The organism is Pseudoxanthobacter sp. (assembly GCF_036822375.1).
In the GTDB taxonomy this organism is placed as follows: Bacteria; Pseudomonadota; Alphaproteobacteria; order Rhizobiales; family Segnochrobactraceae; genus Pseudoxanthobacter.
This window is the reverse complement of record NZ_DAISHT010000026.1, coordinates 1-17000: the sequence shown is the minus strand read 5'-3', so window position 1 is coordinate 17000 and position 17000 is coordinate 1. Positions and strand designations below refer to the sequence as shown.

Sequence of the window (17000 nt, the reverse complement as noted above, 5' to 3'; positions counted from 1 at the left end):
TCGATCGCCTTGAAGTTCCCGAGCATCTTGTCGAGATAATGGATCATGTGGATCTTGTCGTCGGTGGAGAAGCCCGACAACACCGCATCATAATAGTCGGCGATCACGGGATGCATATTTTCATCCCATAAACTGCGCCCCTTCGGCGTCAGCCGGATGAGCCGGGAGCGGTTATCGTTGGCATCGACTGCCCGCTCCACATAGGCCATCGCCTCCAGCCGCGACAGCACGCCGGCCAGATTCTGCCGGCTGACCAGCAGAAACGCCGCCAGATCCCCCACGGCAACGCCGCCGGCAAAGGACGGGCGCGTCAGCGCGCCCAGCACCGCCCATTGCTGGGTGGTAATATGATACGCATCCAGCGCGCGCGTGCCGGTCTTATGCAGCATGTTTGCGCATTGATAGAGCCGGAAGAAGAGCCTGTTGCTCAGCCCCGGCGAGATATCGCGGAATTTGTCGCCGTCCTTTGTCATGGCGCCACTCTGGCCTTGGCCCGCGCCGCGGTCAAGCGGCGACGCGCATCGCAATTCAGGTAAATATGTTGACATATTTTTCCGGATGCGATTTCCTGACTCGCAACCCGCCAGCGCTGCATCGTCCGTCTCGATCGCGCGCCCTGTGAGCATAAATGGCGGATTCCCGGTCATATGCCGTGGTCAGAACACATGGAGGAGGAAAGCCGTGCGTGGCTTGAAAGGTAAAGTTGTTGTTATAACTGGCGGCGGCGGTGGCATCGGCTCGGCGACCTGCCGGCGCTTTGCGGAGGAAGGCGCCCGCGTGGTGGTTGCCGACATCAGCGAAGCCGCCGCCGGCAAGGTGGTGGCGGCGCTTTCCGCCGGCGGCACCGACGCCACGGCCATGGTGGCCGACCTGACGGATTATCAGGCCACCGCTGCCGCCGTTGCCCGCACGGAAGCCGAATTCGGCCCCGTCGACATTCTCGTCAACAACGCCGGCTGGGACCTGTTCGTGCCGTTCCTCAAGTCCGAGCCGGACTTCTGGTCGAAGATCGTCGACATCAACCTGCGCGCCGTCCTCAACATCACAAAGCCGGTCGTGGCCTCGATGGTGGCGCGCGGCGTGGCCGGGCGGGTGGTTTCCATCGGCTCCGATGCCGCCCGCGGCGGGTCGTCGGGCGAGGCTGTCTATGCGGCCTGCAAGGCGGGCGTGATCGCCTTTTCCAAAACGCTCGCCCGCGAACATGCCCGCAACGGCATCAGCTTCAACGTCGTGTGCCCGGGCGTGACCGAAACCGCGATGCTGGAGAGCTTCATGGAGGCCGCCGGCGACAAGGAGAAACTGCGCACCGCCTTCACCCGCGCCATTCCGATGGGCCGCCTTGGCCGGCCGGACGATCTGCCGGGCGCCATCGCCTTCCTTTCAAGCGACGACGCCGCCTTCATCACCGGACAGGTGATTTCGGTTTCCGGCGGCCTGACGATGCACGGCTGAGCGAGGATAAAGATGGCCTACACCGACATTCTCTACGAAATCCGCGCCGGCGCCGCCTGGATCACCATCAACCGGCCGGAGAAATACAACGCCTTCCGCGGCCAAACCGTGGATGAACTGATCCATGCCTTCCAGACGGCCGGCTGGGATCGCAAGGTGGGCGTGATCGTGCTCACCGGTGCCGGCGATAAAGCGTTCTGCACCGGCGGAGACCAGTCGGCCCACGACGGCCAGTATGACGGCCGCGGCGTCATCGGCCTGCCCATCGACGAACTGCAGAGCCTCATCCGCGACGTGCCGAAGCCGGTCATCGCGCGGGTCAACGGCTTTGCCATCGGCGGCGGCAACGTGCTTGCCACCCTCTGCGACCTTACCATCGCTTCGGAAAAGGCGCAGTTCGGGCAGGTCGGTCCCAAGGTCGGCTCGGTCGACCCCGGTTTCGGCACCGCCTATCTCGCCCGCGTGGTGGGCGAAAAGCGCGCCCGCGAAATCTGGTACCTCAACCGGCGCTACACCGCCGCCGAAGCACTGGCCATGGGGCTCGCCAACGCCGTCGTCCCCCATGAGGAACTCGATGCCGAGGTCGGCCGCTGGGTGGCCGAACTCATGGACCGCTCCCCGACCGCGCTGGCGCTGGCCAAGGTTTCGTTCAACGCCGACAGCGAGAACATCCGCGGTATTTCCGCGCTCGGCATGCGCGCACTCAGCCTCTACTACGACACCGACGAGAGCAGGGAAGGCGGCGTTGCCTTCCGCGAGAAGAGAAAGCCGGATTTCCGTCAGTTCGGAAAATGACGGCCGCAGGCAGCGCCGGCGGCGGGGCACTCGCGCCGCCGGCACCACTCCGGAACGACGAGAGGGCGGCAATGGGCGGCGGCTTTTTCCAGACCCCGGCCGGTCTCGTGATGGCCGCCTTCACGGCAGCGCCGCAGCAGCCGGCGGCCCGGCGCGGTCCGGCAGCCACCGGCAGGCAGCCCCGCGACAGCGAGCCGGCGCGCGCGCACTGAACGGCATCCGGGCGCGGCTCTGCTGCGCCCGGCCAGAAAAAGACGCGATCTGAGGCAGGAAACAGCCATGTATCCCACGATCTTCGACAGCGAGGAGCTGCTCGCGCTGCGCGAACTCGCCCGCAAATTCGCCCTGGAGCGCCTTGCGCCCGGCTATCGCGCGCGCGAACAGGCCGGCGGCTTCGGCGCCGGTCTGGTGCGCGAGATGGGCAGCCTCGGCCTCATCGCCCCCGAACTGCCGGAGGAATATGGCGGCCTCGGTGCCGGCGCGATCTATTCCGGCGCCATCATCGAGGAGATCGCGCGCGGCGATTTCAACATCGGTTACATCAACATTCTGGCGTCGCTCAACGGCCAGATCCTCGCCAGTTTCGCCAATCCGGAGATCCGGCGCCACTGGCTGCCGAAGCTGATCGCCGGCGAACTGATGATCGCCATCGCCCTCACCGAACCCCGCGGCGGCTCGGATGCCGCCAACCTGCGCCTGCGCATGGAGCGCGTCGGCGACCATTATGTGCTGAACGGCGAGAAGACCTCCATTTCCGCCGCCGATCAGGCGGCCGGCGCCGTGGTCTTCGCCCGCACCGGCACGCCGGAGGACAAGGCCCGCGGCATCTCCGCCGTGTTCGTGCCGATGGATACGCCCGGCATTTCCACCACGCGCTTCACCGATCTCGGCCAGCACGCCATCGGCCGCGGCTCGATTTTCTTCGACAACGTGAAGGTGCCGGCCGATCACCTGCTGGGCGAAGAGAACAAGGGCTTCGTGCAGGTCATGCAGGGGTTCGATTTCTCCCGCTCGCTCATCGGCCTGCAGTGTCTGGGTACCGCCCGCCAGTCGCTGGAGGAAACGTGGGCCTATATCGGCGGCCGCCACGCCTTCGGCAAACCGCTGGCCGCCTTTCAGGGCATCACCCACCAGCTGGCCGATTTCGACACGCGCGTGGAAGGCGCCCGCCTGCTGTGCCTCAACGCGCTGTGGCTGAAGGACCACGGCCGGCCCCATGTGGCCGAGGCGGCGATGGCCAAGTGGTGGCCGCCGCTCCTCGCCTACGAGACCATCCACGCCTGCCTGCTGATCCACGGCCATGCGGCCTATTCCAGCGAGCTGCCGTTCGAGCAGCGGCTGCGCGATGTTCTGGGCCTGCAGATCGGCGACGGAACGGCACACATCATGAAGAACATCATCGCCCGCGAACGGGCGGGCCGGTCGGCCGTCAACGGCTGAGCTGACTGAACGAGACAAAAAAACAACTCCGGGAGAGACGCCATGAAATTCGACGCGGTGCTGATCGAGCCGAGACGGGAGAAGATGGAAGCGGCCGGATTCTGGCCCGGAAAGACACTGCTCGACTATTTCGAGGCCTGCCTGCGCGACCGGCCCGATGCGCTGGCCCTGACCAGCATCACGGTGGCCAGCGGCATGCGCCATGACATGACCTATGGCGAGATCGACCGGCTTTCCTGGCGCGCCGCCGCCGGGCTTTCCCGGCTCGGTCTCGTCAAGGACGACGTGCTCACCTGCCAGCTTTCCAACTCGTGGGAATTCGTCGTTCTCTATGTCGCCTGCCGCAAGCTCGGCATCGTGTTCAATCCGGTCATGCCGATCTTCCGCGAGCATGAACTGGGCTTCATGCTGCGCCTTGCCGAGACGAAGGCCTATGTGATCCCGAAGACCTTCCGCAATTTCGACTACGAGGCCATGGCGGCGGCCATGCGGCCCGACCTGCCGGACCTCGCCCACGTCATCGTGGCCGGCGGCGACGGTCCCGACAGCTTCGACGCCCTGTTGCTGAACCCGGATCTGGACGCCGTGCCCGGCCTTGCGGAGCGCAGCGCCCGCGACCGGGGCGATGCCAACGATGTGTGCCAGCTCATCTACACCTCGGGCACCATGGGCGAGCCCAAGGGCGTGATGCACACCGCCAACACCATGTATTCCAACCTCGTCGCCTATGCCGGCCGCCTCGGGCTGACGGGCGCCGACATCATCCTCATGGCCTCGCCCATGGCCCACCAGACGGGCTTCATGTACGGCTTCCTGCTGCCGGTCATGCTGGGTGCGCGCATGGTGCTGATGGACAGCTGGGAACCCACCCTTGCGGCCCGGCTGATCTCCACCGAACGCGTCTCCTTCACCATGGCTTCCACGCCGTTCCTGATGGACCTTTCCGACACGGTGGAACGGACCGGCTGCGATGCCGCCTCGCTGCGCATCTTCCTGTGCGCCGGCACGGCCATTCCCGGTGCACTGGTGGAACGGGCGCACACCGTGCTCGGCGCCAGGATCATCTCCGCATGGGGCATGACGGAAAACGGCGCTGTCACCGTCGTCGCCCCGTCCGACCCGGACGAGCGCTCCGTCAACACCGACGGCTTCGTGCTGCCGGGCATGGAACTGCAGATCCGCGGCAGCGACGGCCAGCCGGTGCCGGCCGGTCACGAGGGCGAACTCTATGTGCGCGGCTGTTCCAATTTCGGCGGCTATCTCAAACGGCCGGACTGGAACAACGTCGATGCGGAGGGCTGGTTCGACACCGGCGACATCGCACGCATGGATGCCGCGGGCTATATCCGCATCTGCGGCCGTTCCAAGGATGTGATCATCCGCGGCGCAGAGAACATTCCGGTGGTGGAAGTGGAAGCCCTGCTCTACCGGCACCCGGCGGTGCAGCAGGTCGCCATCGTCGCCTACCCGGACGAGCGCCTCGGCGAACGCGCCTGCGCCTTCATCGTGCCGAAGCCCGGCCAGAGCTTCGACTTTGCCGGGATGGTGCGCTTTCTCGATACCCAGCACATCGCCCGGCAATATTACCCGGAGCGACTGGAAATCCGCGACCGCCTGCCCTCCACCGCGTCCGGCAAGATCCAGAAGTTCGCCCTGCGCAACATGCTGCGGGCGGAATACGAGCAGGCCCGCGCCTGAGTGCGCGCCGGGCGCCGCGCGGTGCCCGGTCTGTCGTCCGCCGCTGCGCGACAGCAGCTCACACCAACAAGCCGCAGGGCCGCAAGGCCGGTGCCCCTGTCCGGTTGCAATGCCGGGCGGGCCGGCCGCCCTGTCCGCCGCCCTGTGCCCGCGAGGCTTCCATGTCCGAACCCGTCCGCCTCAGCATCGAGGGCTCCGTCGCCCGCATCGTCATCGACAACCCGCCCGTCAACGCCACGGCCCTTGCCGTGCGGCAGGGCCTCGTCAGCGCCCTTGAGGCGGCGATCGCGGCCGGCGTCGCCCGCATCGTGCTGACCGGGGCGGGCCGCACCTTCGTGGCCGGGGCGGATGCGCGCGAGTTCGATGCCCCGCCGCAGCCGCCGCTGCTCGCCGATGTGGTGGAGCGCATTGAGCAATCGCCGGTGCCGGTGGTGGCGGCGCTCAACGGCGCAGCCCTTGGCGGCGGGCTGGAAATTGCCCTTGCCTGCCGGCTGCGCCTTGCCGCGCCGGGCATCGCGGTCGGCCTGCCGGAGGTCACTCTCGGTCTGGTTCCCGGGGCCGGCGGCACGCAGCGCCTGCCCCGCCTCACCGGCCTTGCCGCCGCCCTCAGCCTCATCGCCGAAGGCCGCACCATCGATGCCGCGCAGGCCGAACGGCTGGGCATCGTCGATGCTGTCGTGAGCGATCCGGCGGAAGCCGCGCGCACCCACCCCATCCCCGCCCGCCCCGCGACCGGCGCCTTGCCGCCGCCGGCGGCCGACAATGCGGCTGTCGAGGCTGCCCGGGCACAGGCCCGCCGGCGCATGGCCGGCCAGAACGCCCCGCCGGAAGCCATCGCTCTTGTCGATGCCGCCGCTCATTTCCCGTTCAGCGAAGGGCTGGCACGCGAGCGGGCGACCTTCTTCGCCCTGCGCAATTCCGATCAGGCGGCGGCCCTGCGCCATGTGTTCTTCGCCGAGCGCGCGGCCCTCGCCCGGACCCGCCAGCCCGGCGGGCCGGATATCGCCAGCGCCATTGTGGTCGGCGGCGGCACCATGGGCGCGGCCATTGCCTATGCGCTGGCCGGTGCCGGCATCACCGTCACGCTGGTGGAAAGCGATGCCGCCGGCACGGCGCGGGCGCGCGATAACATCGGCCGGCTCTATGCCGAGGCCGTGTCGCGCGGCCGCACCAGCGCCGCGGCCGCCGAGGCCGACTGCGCCGCCCGCTTCACCTTCCGCACCGGCTACGACGGCCTGCCGCCGGCCGATATCGCCATCGAGGCCGTGTTTGAAGATCTTGCGGTGAAGCGGCAGGTGTTTGCAGCCCTCGCCGCCGCGCTGCCGCAAACGACGATCCTCGCCACCAACACCTCGTTTCTGGACGTCAACCGCATCGCGGAAGGACTGCCCGCGCCGGCCCGCTTCCTCGGCCTGCACTTCTTCAGCCCGGCGCATATCATGAAGCTGCTGGAAGTGATCCGCGGCCGCGACACGGCGCCGGAAACGCTGGCCGCCGCACTGCGGCTCGCCGGCCGGCTGAAGAAGATACCGGTGCTGGCCGGTGTCTGCGACGGCTTCATCGGCAACCGCATCCTGACCCGCTATCGCCAGACCTGCGACGTGATGCTGCTCGCCGGTGCCCTGCCGGCCGGGGTCGATGCCGCGATGCGCGGCTTCGGCATGGCCATGGGCCCTTACGAGGTGCAGGATCTTTCCGGCCTCGACATCGCCTATGCCAACCGCAAACGGCTCGGCTGGCGCACGCGCACCGACATCCGCTACGTGGCGATTGCCGATCGCATCGTCGAAGAGACCGGCCGCCTCGGCCGCAAGACCGGGGCCGGCTGGTACGACTACGCCGGCGGCCGGGCCACGCCCTCGGCCACCGTCGAGGCCATCGTGGCGGAGGAATCGGCGCGCGCCGGCATCGTCCGCCGCCCGTTCGCAGCCGGAGAGATCGTGGCCCGCGCCACCGCCGCGATGATCGCGGAAGGCTTTGCCATTCTGGAAGACGGCATCGCGGAGCGGGCGGCCGATATCGATCTCGTGCTGGTCCACGGCTACGGCTTTCCGCGCTGGCGCGGCGGGCCGATGCACGATGCCGCCCGCGGCGGCCTCGCCGCCTTTCTGGCGCGCCTTGAGGCGCTGGCGGCCGAAGACCCGCTCACCTTCTCCGTCCCCGGTCTGCTGCGCCGCCTCGTCGCCGAAGGCCGCTCCCCCGATGAGATCTGAGGACATCATGACCGACGCATTCCTCTGCGATTACATCCGCACGCCCATCGGCCGCTATGGCGGCGCGCTGGCGCCGGTGCGCACAGACGATCTCGCCGCCCTGCCTCTCGCTGCCCTGCTGGCCCGCAATCCCGGTCTCGATCCGGCGGCGATCGGCGAAGTGTGGCTCGGCTGCGCCAATCAGGCCGGCGAGGATAACCGCAATGTCGCGCGCATGGCGCTGCTGCTCGCCGGCCTGCCGGAGACCGTGCCGGGCGTCACCGTCAACCGGCTGTGCGGCTCCGGTCTGGAGGCCGTGGCGGCAGCGGCGCGGGCGGTGCGCGCCGGCGACATCGACCTTGCCATTGCCGGCGGCGTGGAGAGCATGACGCGCGCGCCGTTTGTGATGCCCAAGGCGGCATCGCCGTGGTCGCGGGCCGGCGAAATCCACGACACCACCATCGGCTGGCGCTTCGTCAATCCGCGCATGGCCGCGGCGTGGGGCCTCGATTCCATGCCGGAGACCGCGCAGAACCTGGCCGACGAGCACGCCATCAGCCGCGCCGATCAGGATGCCTTTGCCCTGCGCTCGCAACAGCGCACCGCCGCCGCGCAGGCAAGCGGCCGGCTGGCCGCCGAGATTCTGCCGGTGACGGTGCCGCAGGGGCGCGGCCGCACCGCAGAGGTGGCGGCAGACGAGCACCCCCGCGCCACCACGGCCGACGACCTCGCGCGGCTGAAGCCGATCACCCGGCCCGACGGCTCGGTGACCGCCGGCAATGCCAGCGGCGTCAACGACGGTGCCGCGGCACTCATCGTCGCCTCGGCGGCCGCCGTGCAGCGCTTCGGCCTCACCCCGCGCGCGCGCATCGTCGGGGCGGCTTCCGCCGGCGTGGCACCGCGCATCATGGGCTACGGCCCGGTGCCCGCCGTCCGCAATCTCCTCGCCCGCCACAGTCTCGCCGCGGCCGATATCGCCGTGATCGAACTCAACGAGGCTTTCGCCGCACAGGCGCTGGCCGTGCTGCGCGGACTGGGCATTGCCGACGACGACCCGCGGGTCAACCCCAACGGCGGCGCCATCGCGCTCGGCCACCCGCTCGGCATGAGCGGCGCCCGCATTGCCGGCACCGCGGCGCTGGAACTGGCCCGCGGCACCGGCCGCTACGCCCTCGCCACCCTGTGCGTCGGCGTCGGTCAGGGCGCGGCGCTGCTGATGGAACGGGTCTGAAACAACAAGCACAACGGGAGGAAAGACCGTGTCGGGCAAACCGCACCTCAGGCTCAAGGACAGCCCCGAGCTTTCTCGATTCACATGGGATGATTCTCTGCTTCTCGACAGCGCGCTGAGCGATGAGGAGCGCATGCTGCGCGATTCCGCCCGTGCCTATGCGCAGGGTCAGCTGCAACCGCGCGTGATCGCGGATTACCGCGACGAGGTCACGGACCCCGGCGTCTTCCGCGGCATGGGCGAGATGGGCCTGCTGGGCGCGACCATTCCGGAGGAATATGGCGGCCTCGGTGCGTCCTATGTCGCCTACGGGCTGATCGCGCGCGAAATCGAGCGCGTCGATTCCGGCTATCGCTCGATGATGAGCGTGCAGTCGTCGCTGGTGATGTATCCGATCTATGCCTACGGCTCGGAGGAACAGCGGCAGAAATATCTGCCGAAGCTCGCCAGCGGCGCGTGGATCGGCTGTTTCGGCCTGACGGAGCCCGATGCCGGCTCCGACCCCGGCGGCATGAAGACCGTCGCCCGCCGCACACCCGGCGGCTATGTGCTGAACGGCACCAAGATGTGGATTTCCAACGCGCCCATCGCCGATGTGTTCATCGTGTGGGCCCGCTCGGAGGCCCACGGCGGGCGCATCCGCGGCTTCGTGCTGGAGAAGGGCACGCCCGGCCTCTCCGCGCCCAAGATCGCCGGCAAGCTCAGCCTGCGGGCCTCCGTCACCGGCGAAATCGTGCTGAACGACGTGGCTGTCGGCGAGGAGGCGCTGCTGCCCCATGTGGAGGGCCTGAAGGGGCCGTTCGGCTGCCTCAACCGCGCCCGCTACGGCATCGCCTGGGGGGTGATGGGCGCAGCCGAATTCTGCCTCCACGCCACCCGGCAATACGGTCTCGACCGGCGTCAGTTCGGCCGGCCGCTGGCGGCCAACCAGATCTGGCAGCTGCGCCTCGCCGACATGCTGACCGAGATCGCGCTCGGCCTTCAGGCCGCCCTGCGCGTCGGCCGGCTGATGGACGAGGCCGCCGCGGCGCCGGAGATGATTTCCCTCATCAAGCGCAACAACTGCGGCAAGGCGCTGGAAATCGCCCGCCGCGCCCGCGACATGCACGGCGGCAACGGCATCCACGAGGAATTTCAGGTCATCCGCCACATGGTCAACCTCGAAACGGTGAACACCTACGAGGGCACCCACGACATCCACGCCCTGATCCTCGGCCGCGGGATCACCGGGCTGCAGGCCTTCCAGTGAACCGGGCGGACGTCATGCAGAAGACGCCATGCAGGAGCATCCAATGCAGGAGGACCCCATGAAAGTGCTGGTGCCCGTGAAACGGGTGGTCGACTACAACGTCAAGGTCCGCGTAAAGCCGGACGGGTCCGGCGTGGATCTGGCCAACGTCAAAATGGCCATGAACCCCTTCGACGAGATCGCGCTGGAAGAGGCGATCCGGCTGAAGGAAAAGGGCCTCGCCAGCGAGGTCGTGGCGGTTTCCGTCGGTGTAAAGCAGGCGCAGGAAACGCTGCGCACCGCGCTTGCCATGGGCGCCGACCGCGCCATCCTGATCGTGGCCGCCGCCGATGCCGCCACCGACATCGAGCCGCTCGCCGTCGCCCGGCTGCTGGCGAAGGTGGTGGAAAGCGAGGCGCCCCGCCTCGTCCTTGCCGGCAAGCAGGCGATCGACAACGACATGAACGCCACCGGGCAGATGCTCGCCGCCCTGCTCGGCTGGCCGCAGGCCACCTTCGCCTCGCAGATCGCCATCGAGGGTGAGCGCATCGTCGTCACCCGTGAGGTCGACGGCGGGCTGCAGGTGCTGAGCGCGGCCCTGCCGGCCATCGTGACGGCGGACCTGCGCCTTAACGAACCGCGCTATGCCTCGCTGCCCAACATCATGAAGGCCAAGAAGAAGCCGCTGGAGGAGCGCACCGCCGCCGATTACGGCGTCGACATTGCCCCGCGCCTCACGGTGCTGTCGACGCGCGAGCCGGCTGTGCGCGCCGCCGGCATCCGCGTCGGCTCGGTGGATGAACTCATCGGCAGGCTGACGGAAACGGGAGTGATCGGATGACCGTCCTCGTTGTTGCAGAGGTCGCGCAGGGCCGGCTTGCCGCCGATGCACTGGCGCGCACCCTTCAGGCGGTGCAGGGCCTCGGGCCCGTTCATGTGCTCGTCGCCTCCGGCGGGCCGGAGGCGGCCGCCGCGGCGGCCGGGCTTGCCGGCGTCGACAGGGTGCTGCTGGCCGACGATGCCGCCCTTGCCCATGGCCTTGCCGAGGCAACTGCCGCGCTGGTGGCGGATCTGGGCTCTGCCTGCAGCCACATTGCCGCCCCGGCCACCGCCTTCGGCCGCAGCGTGCTGCCGCGCGCGGCGGCGCTGCTCGGCGTGATGATCGTGCCGGACGTGATGAAGATCGTCGATGCCGAAACCTTCGAGCGGCCCGTCTATGCCGGCAACGCCGTGCAGACCGTGCGCTCGGCCGACGCCATAAAGGTGCTCACCGTGCGCACCGCCGGCTTCTCCCCGGTGGGCGGCCGCGATGCGCCGGCTCCGGTGGAGGCGGTGGCCGCGCCGGCCGTGCCGGTTCAGCCGGTGTGGGTGGAAGACCGCGTCTCAGCCTCCGACCGGCCGGAACTCGCCTCTGCCCGCATCGTGGTTTCCGGCGGCCGGGGCATCGGCAGCCGCGAGAACTTCGCGCTGGTGGAAGGGCTGGCCGACAGGCTGGGCGCCGCTGTCGGCGCCAGCCGCGCCGCGGTCGATTCCGGCTTTGCCCCCAACGACTGGCAGGTCGGCCAGACCGGCAAGGTGGTGGCACCGGACCTCTATGTCGCCATCGGCATCTCCGGTGCCATCCAGCATCTCGCCGGCATGAAGGACAGCAAGGTCATCGTCGCCATCAACAAGGACGAGGAAGCCCCCATCTTCTCCGTCGCCGACTATGGCCTCGTCGCCGACCTGTTCGCCGCCGTGCCGGAACTGAGCGGCAAAGTCTGAGCGGGGGGCCCGATCGGCCAGCTCCGATCGGGCCGAAGCGTGGTAGATCCGGGGGCGGTCGCCGGCAGGCGGCCGCCCCCGCCTGCATGCACCGGCCGGCCCCGATGCCGGCCGTCAGGGAGCGACCATGGACAGACCCGCCTTCATCTGGCAGCGCCGCGTCGGCTTCGGCGACTGCGATCCGGCACGCATCGCCTATACCGGCCGCATCCCGGACTTCGCGCTGGAGGCGATCGATGCGTTCTGGGAGCACATTCTGAGCGGCACCAACTGGTTCCGCATGAATGTCGATCAGGGCATCGGCACGCCGTTCGTCCACATGGAGATGGATTTTCGCGCCCCGATCACTCCGCGCGCGCCGCTGTTCTGCCATGTGCGGCCGGCGCCGCCCGGCAATGCGTCCGTCACCTTCCATGTGGAAGGCGCGCAGGCGGACACGGTCTGCTTCACCTCGAAATTCGTCTGCGTCTTTGTCGATGCGGCCAGCCTGAAGAAGATCCCCATCCCCGACCCGATCCGCGCCGCGCTGGCGGCAGCCGGCCCGGCCCCCGTCTGAGGGGCCGGCCGGGCCGCCGGCCTCAGCGGTTGCGGAACTGCGGCGGCCGTTTCTCGGTGAAGGCCGTCAGCCCCTCCCGCCGGTCGTCGAGCGCGAAAGTCGAGTAGAGCAGCCGGCGCTCCACATAGAGCCCCTCCTGCAGGTGGGTTTCGTAGGCGCGGTTCACGGCCTCCTTCGCCAGCTGCACGATGGGGCGGGACGAAGCCGCGATGCGCGTTGCCAGCGCAACGGCTTCCTGCACCTCGGTGTCTTTCGCCACCACGCGGCTGACGAGGCCCATGGCGCGAGCCTCCTCGGCGCCCAGCACCCGGCCGGTCAGGATCATGTCCATGGCCACGGCCTTGCCGACGATGCGCGTCAGCCGCTGGGTGCCGCCGGCGCCGGGGATGATGCCGATGGTCGTTTCCGGCAGGCTGAAACGCGCGGTCTCGGAGGCGATGACGATATCGCACATCAGCGCCAGCTCGCAGCCGCCGCCGATGGCGTGGCCGGCGACTGCGGCGATGGTGGGCTTGCGCACCCGCGACAGCCCCTCCCACGTCGCCGTTACGAACTGTTCGGCATAGACATCGGCAAAGGTCTTGTCGCGGATCTCGCGGATGTCGGCGCCCGCCGCAAAAGCGCGCCCGGATCCCGTCACCACGACGGCGGCAATCGCGTCATCGGCGTCGAAGGCGGCGGCGGCGGCGGAAATCTCGGCCGTGATCCCGCTGTTCAGCGCATTGAGTGCCTGCGGCCGGTTGAGGGTGATGATGCCGACCGGGCCGTCGGTGGCGGTCAGGATGGTCTCGAAAGTCATGGGACTCATGGCTCCGTGCGGGATTTATCCGGGTCTCAGGCGATGTCGATGCGGATCTTGCCCATGCGGGCGGGATGCTCCAGCCGCGCGAAAGCGGCCGGCACGTCGGCGAGGGCAAAGGCACTGTCGGTCAGCGGCGTGAAACCGCCGGCCGCCCACGCGGCGACGAGGCGGCGAAATTCCTCCCGGCTGCCCATGGTGGAGCCGTGCACCGAGATCTGACGGATGAACAGCCGCTGCAGGTCGGCCGAAGGGTGGGCGCCGGTGGTGGCCCCGCAGGTGACGATGTGGCCGCCGCGCGCGACAGCGCGCAGCGAGGCCCCCCATGTCTGCGCACCGACATTATCCACCACCAGATCGGCGCCTTCGCCCGCCGTCAGCTTCCGCACGGCCGCCGGCACGTCGGCGGCGCGATAGTCGATCGCCTCCACGCCGATCGCCCGGAAATGAGCGATCTTCTCCGCCCCGGTGGTGGTGACGATCACCCGCGCCCCGGCCATGCGCGCCAGTTGCATGGCGGCGTAGGCGACGCCGCCGCCAGCCCCCTGCACCAGCACGACGGAGCCCGGCCCCGCCGGGGCCTTGCCGAACACCATCCGCCAGGCGGTGAGATAGGCGACGCCCAGCACCGCGGCCTCGCGCACATCGGCCCCGGCCGGCAGGCGCACCAGCGAGCGCGCCGGCATCGCGATCATCTCGGCAAACGTGCCGGCGCGGTGCTCGCCGGGAATGCGGGCGGTGTGGCAAAGCGGCTGGTCGCCGGCCAGGCAGGGCCGGCAGGTGCCGCAGAATTCGTAAGGGTAGAGGATCACGCGGTCGCCCGGCTGCAACCCGCTGCCGGGTGCGGCGGACGCCACCTCGCCGACGCCGTCCACGCCCATGATCAGCGGCAGCGCGTGCGTAATGCCGGCGCCGTTGTCGCGCATGTAGAGATCGACCCGGTTGACCGAGGCCGCCAGCATCCGCACGCGGACGAAATCCGGCGGATCGTCCGGTTCCGCCACGGCGCGCAGGGCAACCCCGGCCGGCCCGCGCGCGGCCAGCACAATCGCCTTCATGGTGTCTCCTCCCCGCAATCTGCGACAATATCTTGTCTTACAGTCCGGCGGCACACGTTGCCTTCCGCCGCAGATCGTTTTGTTTTTTGGCGTACATATGGCCTCTTGCCAATCTCCCTATGGCGGCATATCTGTCAATATATTTCCATAAAAATCGGGAGGACGCCATGGCTCTGGATGCCGAAACCCTGTCCCAGCTGATCACCACGATCCGCCGCTTCGTCGACGAGCGTCTCATTCCGGCGGAAGCGGAGGTGGCGGAGACGGATGCCATTCCCGCCGGTATCGTGGCCGACATGCGCGAGCTCGGCCTGTTCGGGCTGACAGCGCCGGAGGCCTTCGGCGGCCTCGGGCTGACGATGGAGGAAGAGGTTCTGGCGATCTTCGAGCTTGGTCGCGCGGCGCCGGCCTTCCGCTCCATGTTCGCCACCAATGTCGGCATCGGCATGCAGGGCATCGCCATCGACGGCACGCCGGAGCAGAAGGCGAAATATCTGCCGCGCCTCGCCTCCGGCGAACTGATCGGCTCCTTTGCCCTGACGGAGCCCGATGTCGGCTCCGACGCCGGATCGGTGCGCACCACCGCGCGGCGCGACGGCGACAGCTACGTCCTGAACGGCACGAAGCGCTTCATCACCAACGCCCCCCATGCCGGTCTCTTCACGGTGATGGCGCGCACCAGCGCGGAGCAGAAGGGCGCCGGCGGCGTCTCGGCCTTTGCGGTGGAAAGCGGCACGCCCGGCCTGTCGCTCGGCAAGCCGGAAAAGAAGATGGGACAGCAGGGCGCCCATGTCTGCGACGTCATCTTCGAGGATTGCCGGGTGCCCGCCTCCGCCCTCATCGGCGGCATGGAGGGGCAGGGCTTCAAGACGGCCATGAAGGTGCTCGACAAGGGCCGCCTGCACATCGCGGCGGCGTGCGTCGGCCTCTCCGACCGCATCCTCGACGACATGGTCGATTATGCCGTTGCGCGGCGGCAGTTCGGCCGGCCGCTCGCCGACTTCCAGCTGCTGCAGGCGATGTTCGCCGATTCCAAGGCCGACGCCTACGCCGCCCGCGCCATGGTGCTCGATGCCGCCCGCCGCCGCGATGCCGGGCAGGATGTGAGCGTCGAGGCCTCGTGCGCCAAGATGTTCGCCTCGGAGGCAGTGGGGCGCATTGCCGACCGCAATGTGCAGGTGCACGGCGGCAACGGCTATATCCGCGAATATCGGGCCGAACAACTCTACCGCGATGCCCGCCTGTTCCGCATCTACGAAGGCACGACGCAGATCCAGCAGATCATCATCGCCAAGACGCTGGTCACGCAGGCGAAGGCGCGCGCCGGGCTGTAACCAGCCACGCTGCCGGCCGGGGGCACCCTGCCCTCAGCCGGCATCGGCCAGCCGGCTCTCGCGCACCAGCAGAACGGCGCCAACGAAGAAGCCGAGGGCGCCCAGCCACAGGTTGGCGTTCGCCAGCAGCGGAATCCAGCCCGGTTCGGGCCCGGCCGGCACATAGGCGAGCACGCCGGCGACCATGAAGAAGATGCAGCCGAGCAGGTTCACGAACACGATCTGCCAGTCCAGATCCTTCGGTCGCCAGCTCCAGTAGGCATGCCCGGCTTCGATATAGGCGAGAAAGCCGGAGACGAGGAACAGCACCGAGCCGACGAAGCCCGGCATCCAGATCGTGACATCCTGCATAACCCAGCCCCGGGCCGGCGCGATGCCGTCGAACGTGTTGAAATTGAAGGCGATGGTGCCGATGAACTGGGTAAAGGTGCTGAGCCAGCCGGGACTGCGCGGATGCCAGCCGATGAGCGCGATGCGCTGCGGCCGGTTCTGCGGGGCGGTCGTGAACCCGGTCGCATTCGCCGCCTGAAAATGCTGCAGGTAGCCGGCGATGGTGAACGGGATCGAGCCGAGGAAAAAGGTGATGCCGATTTCACGGACGCTGAACCCGCCGGGTCCGCCCTGAAACAGCGTCAGCACGCTGCCGAGCATGAACAGAAAGGCGCCGACGGCAAACAGCAGGCCGGTTGCCCGGTTATAGCCGGCCCGCTGCCAGAACGGCGCCCGGGTATGTTCCAGCCCGCGTTCGCCGCGCAGCAGGCCCTTGCGGTGCTGGCGCGCCCGCCACAGCACCGGCCGGCCGCGATGCACATAGCGATGCAGCGTCACGAACGGCCACGCCCCCGCGCTGAAAATGCGCGGGGCACGCGCGCCGTCCGGGCCGGGGGCCGGGCTGGCGGAAGACGACACGGTGCGCAGCCCGCCGTCAGTGATGGAAGCCGGAGGCTTCCTCACCCGTCAGCGGCTTCTGGATCGGATGAGCGGCGAAATAGGCGATGGCCGCCTGCATATCGCGGATCAGCAGCGAGCAGAGGTCGAGACTGACGCCGTTGCGCACGAGAATGCGCTGGATCGCCTGATCCTGACAGTTCGCCGGCAGGGTATAGGCCGGCACCTGCCAGCCGCGCACCCGCAGCCGGTCGGCCAGATCGAACAGCGTAAAGCCGGGCTCCTCGCCCGCCTTCAGCTTCCACGACACCGCCGGGATGCCGCGCTTCATGTCGCCGCCATAGACGATCTCGAACGGCCCCATGCGGGCGATCTCACCGGCCAGATAGGCAGCGCTGTCGTAGCAGGCGGTATGGACCTTGCGGTAACCTTCGCGGCCGAGACGCAGGAAGGTGTAATACTGGCACACCACCTGCCCGCCGGGACGGGAAAAGTTGAGCGCGATATCGCGCATGTTGCCGCCGAGATAGTTGACCCAGAACACCATCTCGTCCGGCAGGTCCTT

Annotated in this window: 16 protein-coding genes; 11 read left to right on the top strand and 5 right to left on the bottom strand. The window is 68.7% G+C overall.

Annotated features, from left to right (window positions below):
• The coding region (locus V7067_RS04720) for a MarR family transcriptional regulator (RefSeq protein ID WP_334174729.1) at positions 1-473 on the bottom strand (473 nt) is incomplete at its 3' end.
• A gap of 208 nt (positions 474-681) precedes the next feature.
• On the opposite strand from V7067_RS04720, the gene V7067_RS04715 reads away from it, so the two are divergent.
• The 10 genes from V7067_RS04715 (at position 682) to V7067_RS04670 (ending at position 12356) form a co-directional block, all read left to right on the top strand.
• Positions 682-1452 carry an SDR family NAD(P)-dependent oxidoreductase gene (locus tag V7067_RS04715; protein ID WP_334174728.1) on the top strand — a complete coding sequence of 257 codons (771 nt, stop codon included), beginning with the start codon at positions 682-684 and terminating at the stop codon, positions 1450-1452.
• 12 nt (positions 1453-1464) lie between these two features.
• The gene (gene badI, locus V7067_RS04710; RefSeq protein ID WP_334174727.1) at positions 1465-2247 is read left to right on the top strand and encodes a 2-ketocyclohexanecarboxyl-CoA hydrolase; all 783 of its coding nucleotides are present in this window, start codon (positions 1465-1467) and stop codon (positions 2245-2247) included.
• A 279-nt stretch (positions 2248-2526) separates the two neighbouring features.
• Entirely contained in the window at positions 2527-3687 is a 1161-nt protein-coding gene (gene aliB / locus V7067_RS04705; protein WP_334174726.1) for a cyclohexanecarboxyl-CoA dehydrogenase, read from the top strand.
• Between the two features lie 42 nt (positions 3688-3729).
• The gene (gene aliA / locus V7067_RS04700; protein ID WP_334174725.1) at positions 3730-5385 is read left to right on the top strand and encodes a cyclohexanecarboxylate-CoA ligase; all 1656 of its coding nucleotides are present in this window, start codon (positions 3730-3732) and stop codon (positions 5383-5385) included.
• 161 nt (positions 5386-5546) lie between these two features.
• On the top strand, positions 5547-7598 hold the full coding sequence (locus V7067_RS04695; protein WP_334174724.1) for an FAD-dependent oxidoreductase: 2052 nt from the start codon (positions 5547-5549) through the stop codon (positions 7596-7598).
• A 7-nt stretch (positions 7599-7605) separates the two neighbouring features.
• Entirely contained in the window at positions 7606-8808 is a 1203-nt protein-coding gene (pcaF, locus tag V7067_RS04690; protein WP_334174723.1) for a 3-oxoadipyl-CoA thiolase, read from the top strand.
• A 28-nt stretch (positions 8809-8836) separates the two neighbouring features.
• On the top strand, positions 8837-10057 hold the full coding sequence (locus V7067_RS04685; RefSeq protein ID WP_334174722.1) for an acyl-CoA dehydrogenase: 1221 nt from the start codon (positions 8837-8839) through the stop codon (positions 10055-10057).
• A gap of 58 nt (positions 10058-10115) precedes the next feature.
• Positions 10116-10877 (top strand): electron transfer flavoprotein subunit beta/FixA family protein, encoded by a 762-nt coding sequence (locus tag V7067_RS04680; RefSeq protein ID WP_334174741.1) that lies wholly within the window; start codon positions 10116-10118, stop codon positions 10875-10877.
• The gene (locus V7067_RS04675; protein WP_334174721.1) at positions 10874-11800 is read left to right on the top strand and encodes an FAD-binding protein; all 927 of its coding nucleotides are present in this window, start codon (positions 10874-10876) and stop codon (positions 11798-11800) included. The genes V7067_RS04680 and V7067_RS04675 overlap by 4 nt, the downstream gene beginning before the upstream one ends.
• Positions 11801-11927: 127 nt before the next feature.
• Positions 11928-12356, top strand: a complete 429-nt coding sequence (locus tag V7067_RS04670; RefSeq protein WP_334174720.1) for a thioesterase family protein — start codon at positions 11928-11930, stop codon at positions 12354-12356.
• Positions 12357-12378: 22 nt separating this feature from the next.
• Here V7067_RS04670 and V7067_RS04665 read toward each other — a convergent pair whose 3' ends face one another.
• Together V7067_RS04665 and V7067_RS04660 are read right to left on the bottom strand one after the other, a co-directional pair.
• Entirely contained in the window at positions 12379-13155 is a 777-nt protein-coding gene (locus V7067_RS04665) for an enoyl-CoA hydratase-related protein (protein WP_334174719.1), read from the bottom strand.
• 35 nt (positions 13156-13190) lie between these two features.
• On the bottom strand, positions 13191-14213 hold the full coding sequence (locus tag V7067_RS04660) for a zinc-binding dehydrogenase (protein ID WP_334174718.1): 1023 nt from the start codon (positions 14211-14213) through the stop codon (positions 13191-13193).
• Positions 14214-14380: 167 nt separating this feature from the next.
• Here V7067_RS04660 and V7067_RS04655 point away from each other — a divergent pair, with 167 nt between their 5' ends.
• On the top strand, positions 14381-15547 hold the full coding sequence (locus V7067_RS04655) for an acyl-CoA dehydrogenase family protein (RefSeq protein WP_334174717.1): 1167 nt from the start codon (positions 14381-14383) through the stop codon (positions 15545-15547).
• Between the two features lie 33 nt (positions 15548-15580).
• Here V7067_RS04655 and V7067_RS04650 read toward each other — a convergent pair whose 3' ends face one another.
• Both V7067_RS04650 and V7067_RS04645 read right to left on the bottom strand, forming a co-directional pair.
• Positions 15581-16501: a hypothetical protein gene (locus tag V7067_RS04650; protein WP_334174716.1), complete on the bottom strand. Its 921-nt coding sequence runs from the start codon at positions 16499-16501 to the stop codon at positions 15581-15583.
• Positions 16473-17000, bottom strand: a 528-nt coding sequence (locus V7067_RS04645; RefSeq protein ID WP_334174715.1) for a pyridoxal-dependent decarboxylase, incomplete at its 5' end; no start/stop codon positions are given. The genes V7067_RS04645 and V7067_RS04650, both read right to left, overlap by 29 nt.

Bases quoted from the DNA above. Each gene is read 5' to 3' on its own strand.
- V7067_RS04660 (WP_334174718.1), bottom strand. From the start codon at position 14,213: ATGAAGGCGATTGTGCTGGCCGCGCGCGGGCCGGCCGGGGTTGCCCTG.
- pcaF (WP_334174723.1), top strand. From the start codon at position 7,606: ATGACCGACGCATTCCTCTGCGATTACATCCGCACGCCCATCGGCCGC.
- V7067_RS04695 (WP_334174724.1), top strand. From the start codon at position 5,547: ATGTCCGAACCCGTCCGCCTCAGCATCGAGGGCTCCGTCGCCCGCATC.
- V7067_RS04655 (WP_334174717.1), top strand. From the start codon at position 14,381: ATGGCTCTGGATGCCGAAACCCTGTCCCAGCTGATCACCACGATCCGC.
- V7067_RS04670 (WP_334174720.1), top strand. From the start codon at position 11,928: ATGGACAGACCCGCCTTCATCTGGCAGCGCCGCGTCGGCTTCGGCGAC.
- aliB (WP_334174726.1), top strand. From the start codon at position 2,527: ATGTATCCCACGATCTTCGACAGCGAGGAGCTGCTCGCGCTGCGCGAA.
- aliA (WP_334174725.1), top strand. From the start codon at position 3,730: ATGAAATTCGACGCGGTGCTGATCGAGCCGAGACGGGAGAAGATGGAA.
- V7067_RS04680 (WP_334174741.1), top strand. From the start codon at position 10,116: ATGAAAGTGCTGGTGCCCGTGAAACGGGTGGTCGACTACAACGTCAAG.
- V7067_RS04665 (WP_334174719.1), bottom strand. From the start codon at position 13,155: ATGACTTTCGAGACCATCCTGACCGCCACCGACGGCCCGGTCGGCATC.
- badI (WP_334174727.1), top strand. From the start codon at position 1,465: ATGGCCTACACCGACATTCTCTACGAAATCCGCGCCGGCGCCGCCTGG.
- V7067_RS04675 (WP_334174721.1), top strand. From the start codon at position 10,874: ATGACCGTCCTCGTTGTTGCAGAGGTCGCGCAGGGCCGGCTTGCCGCC.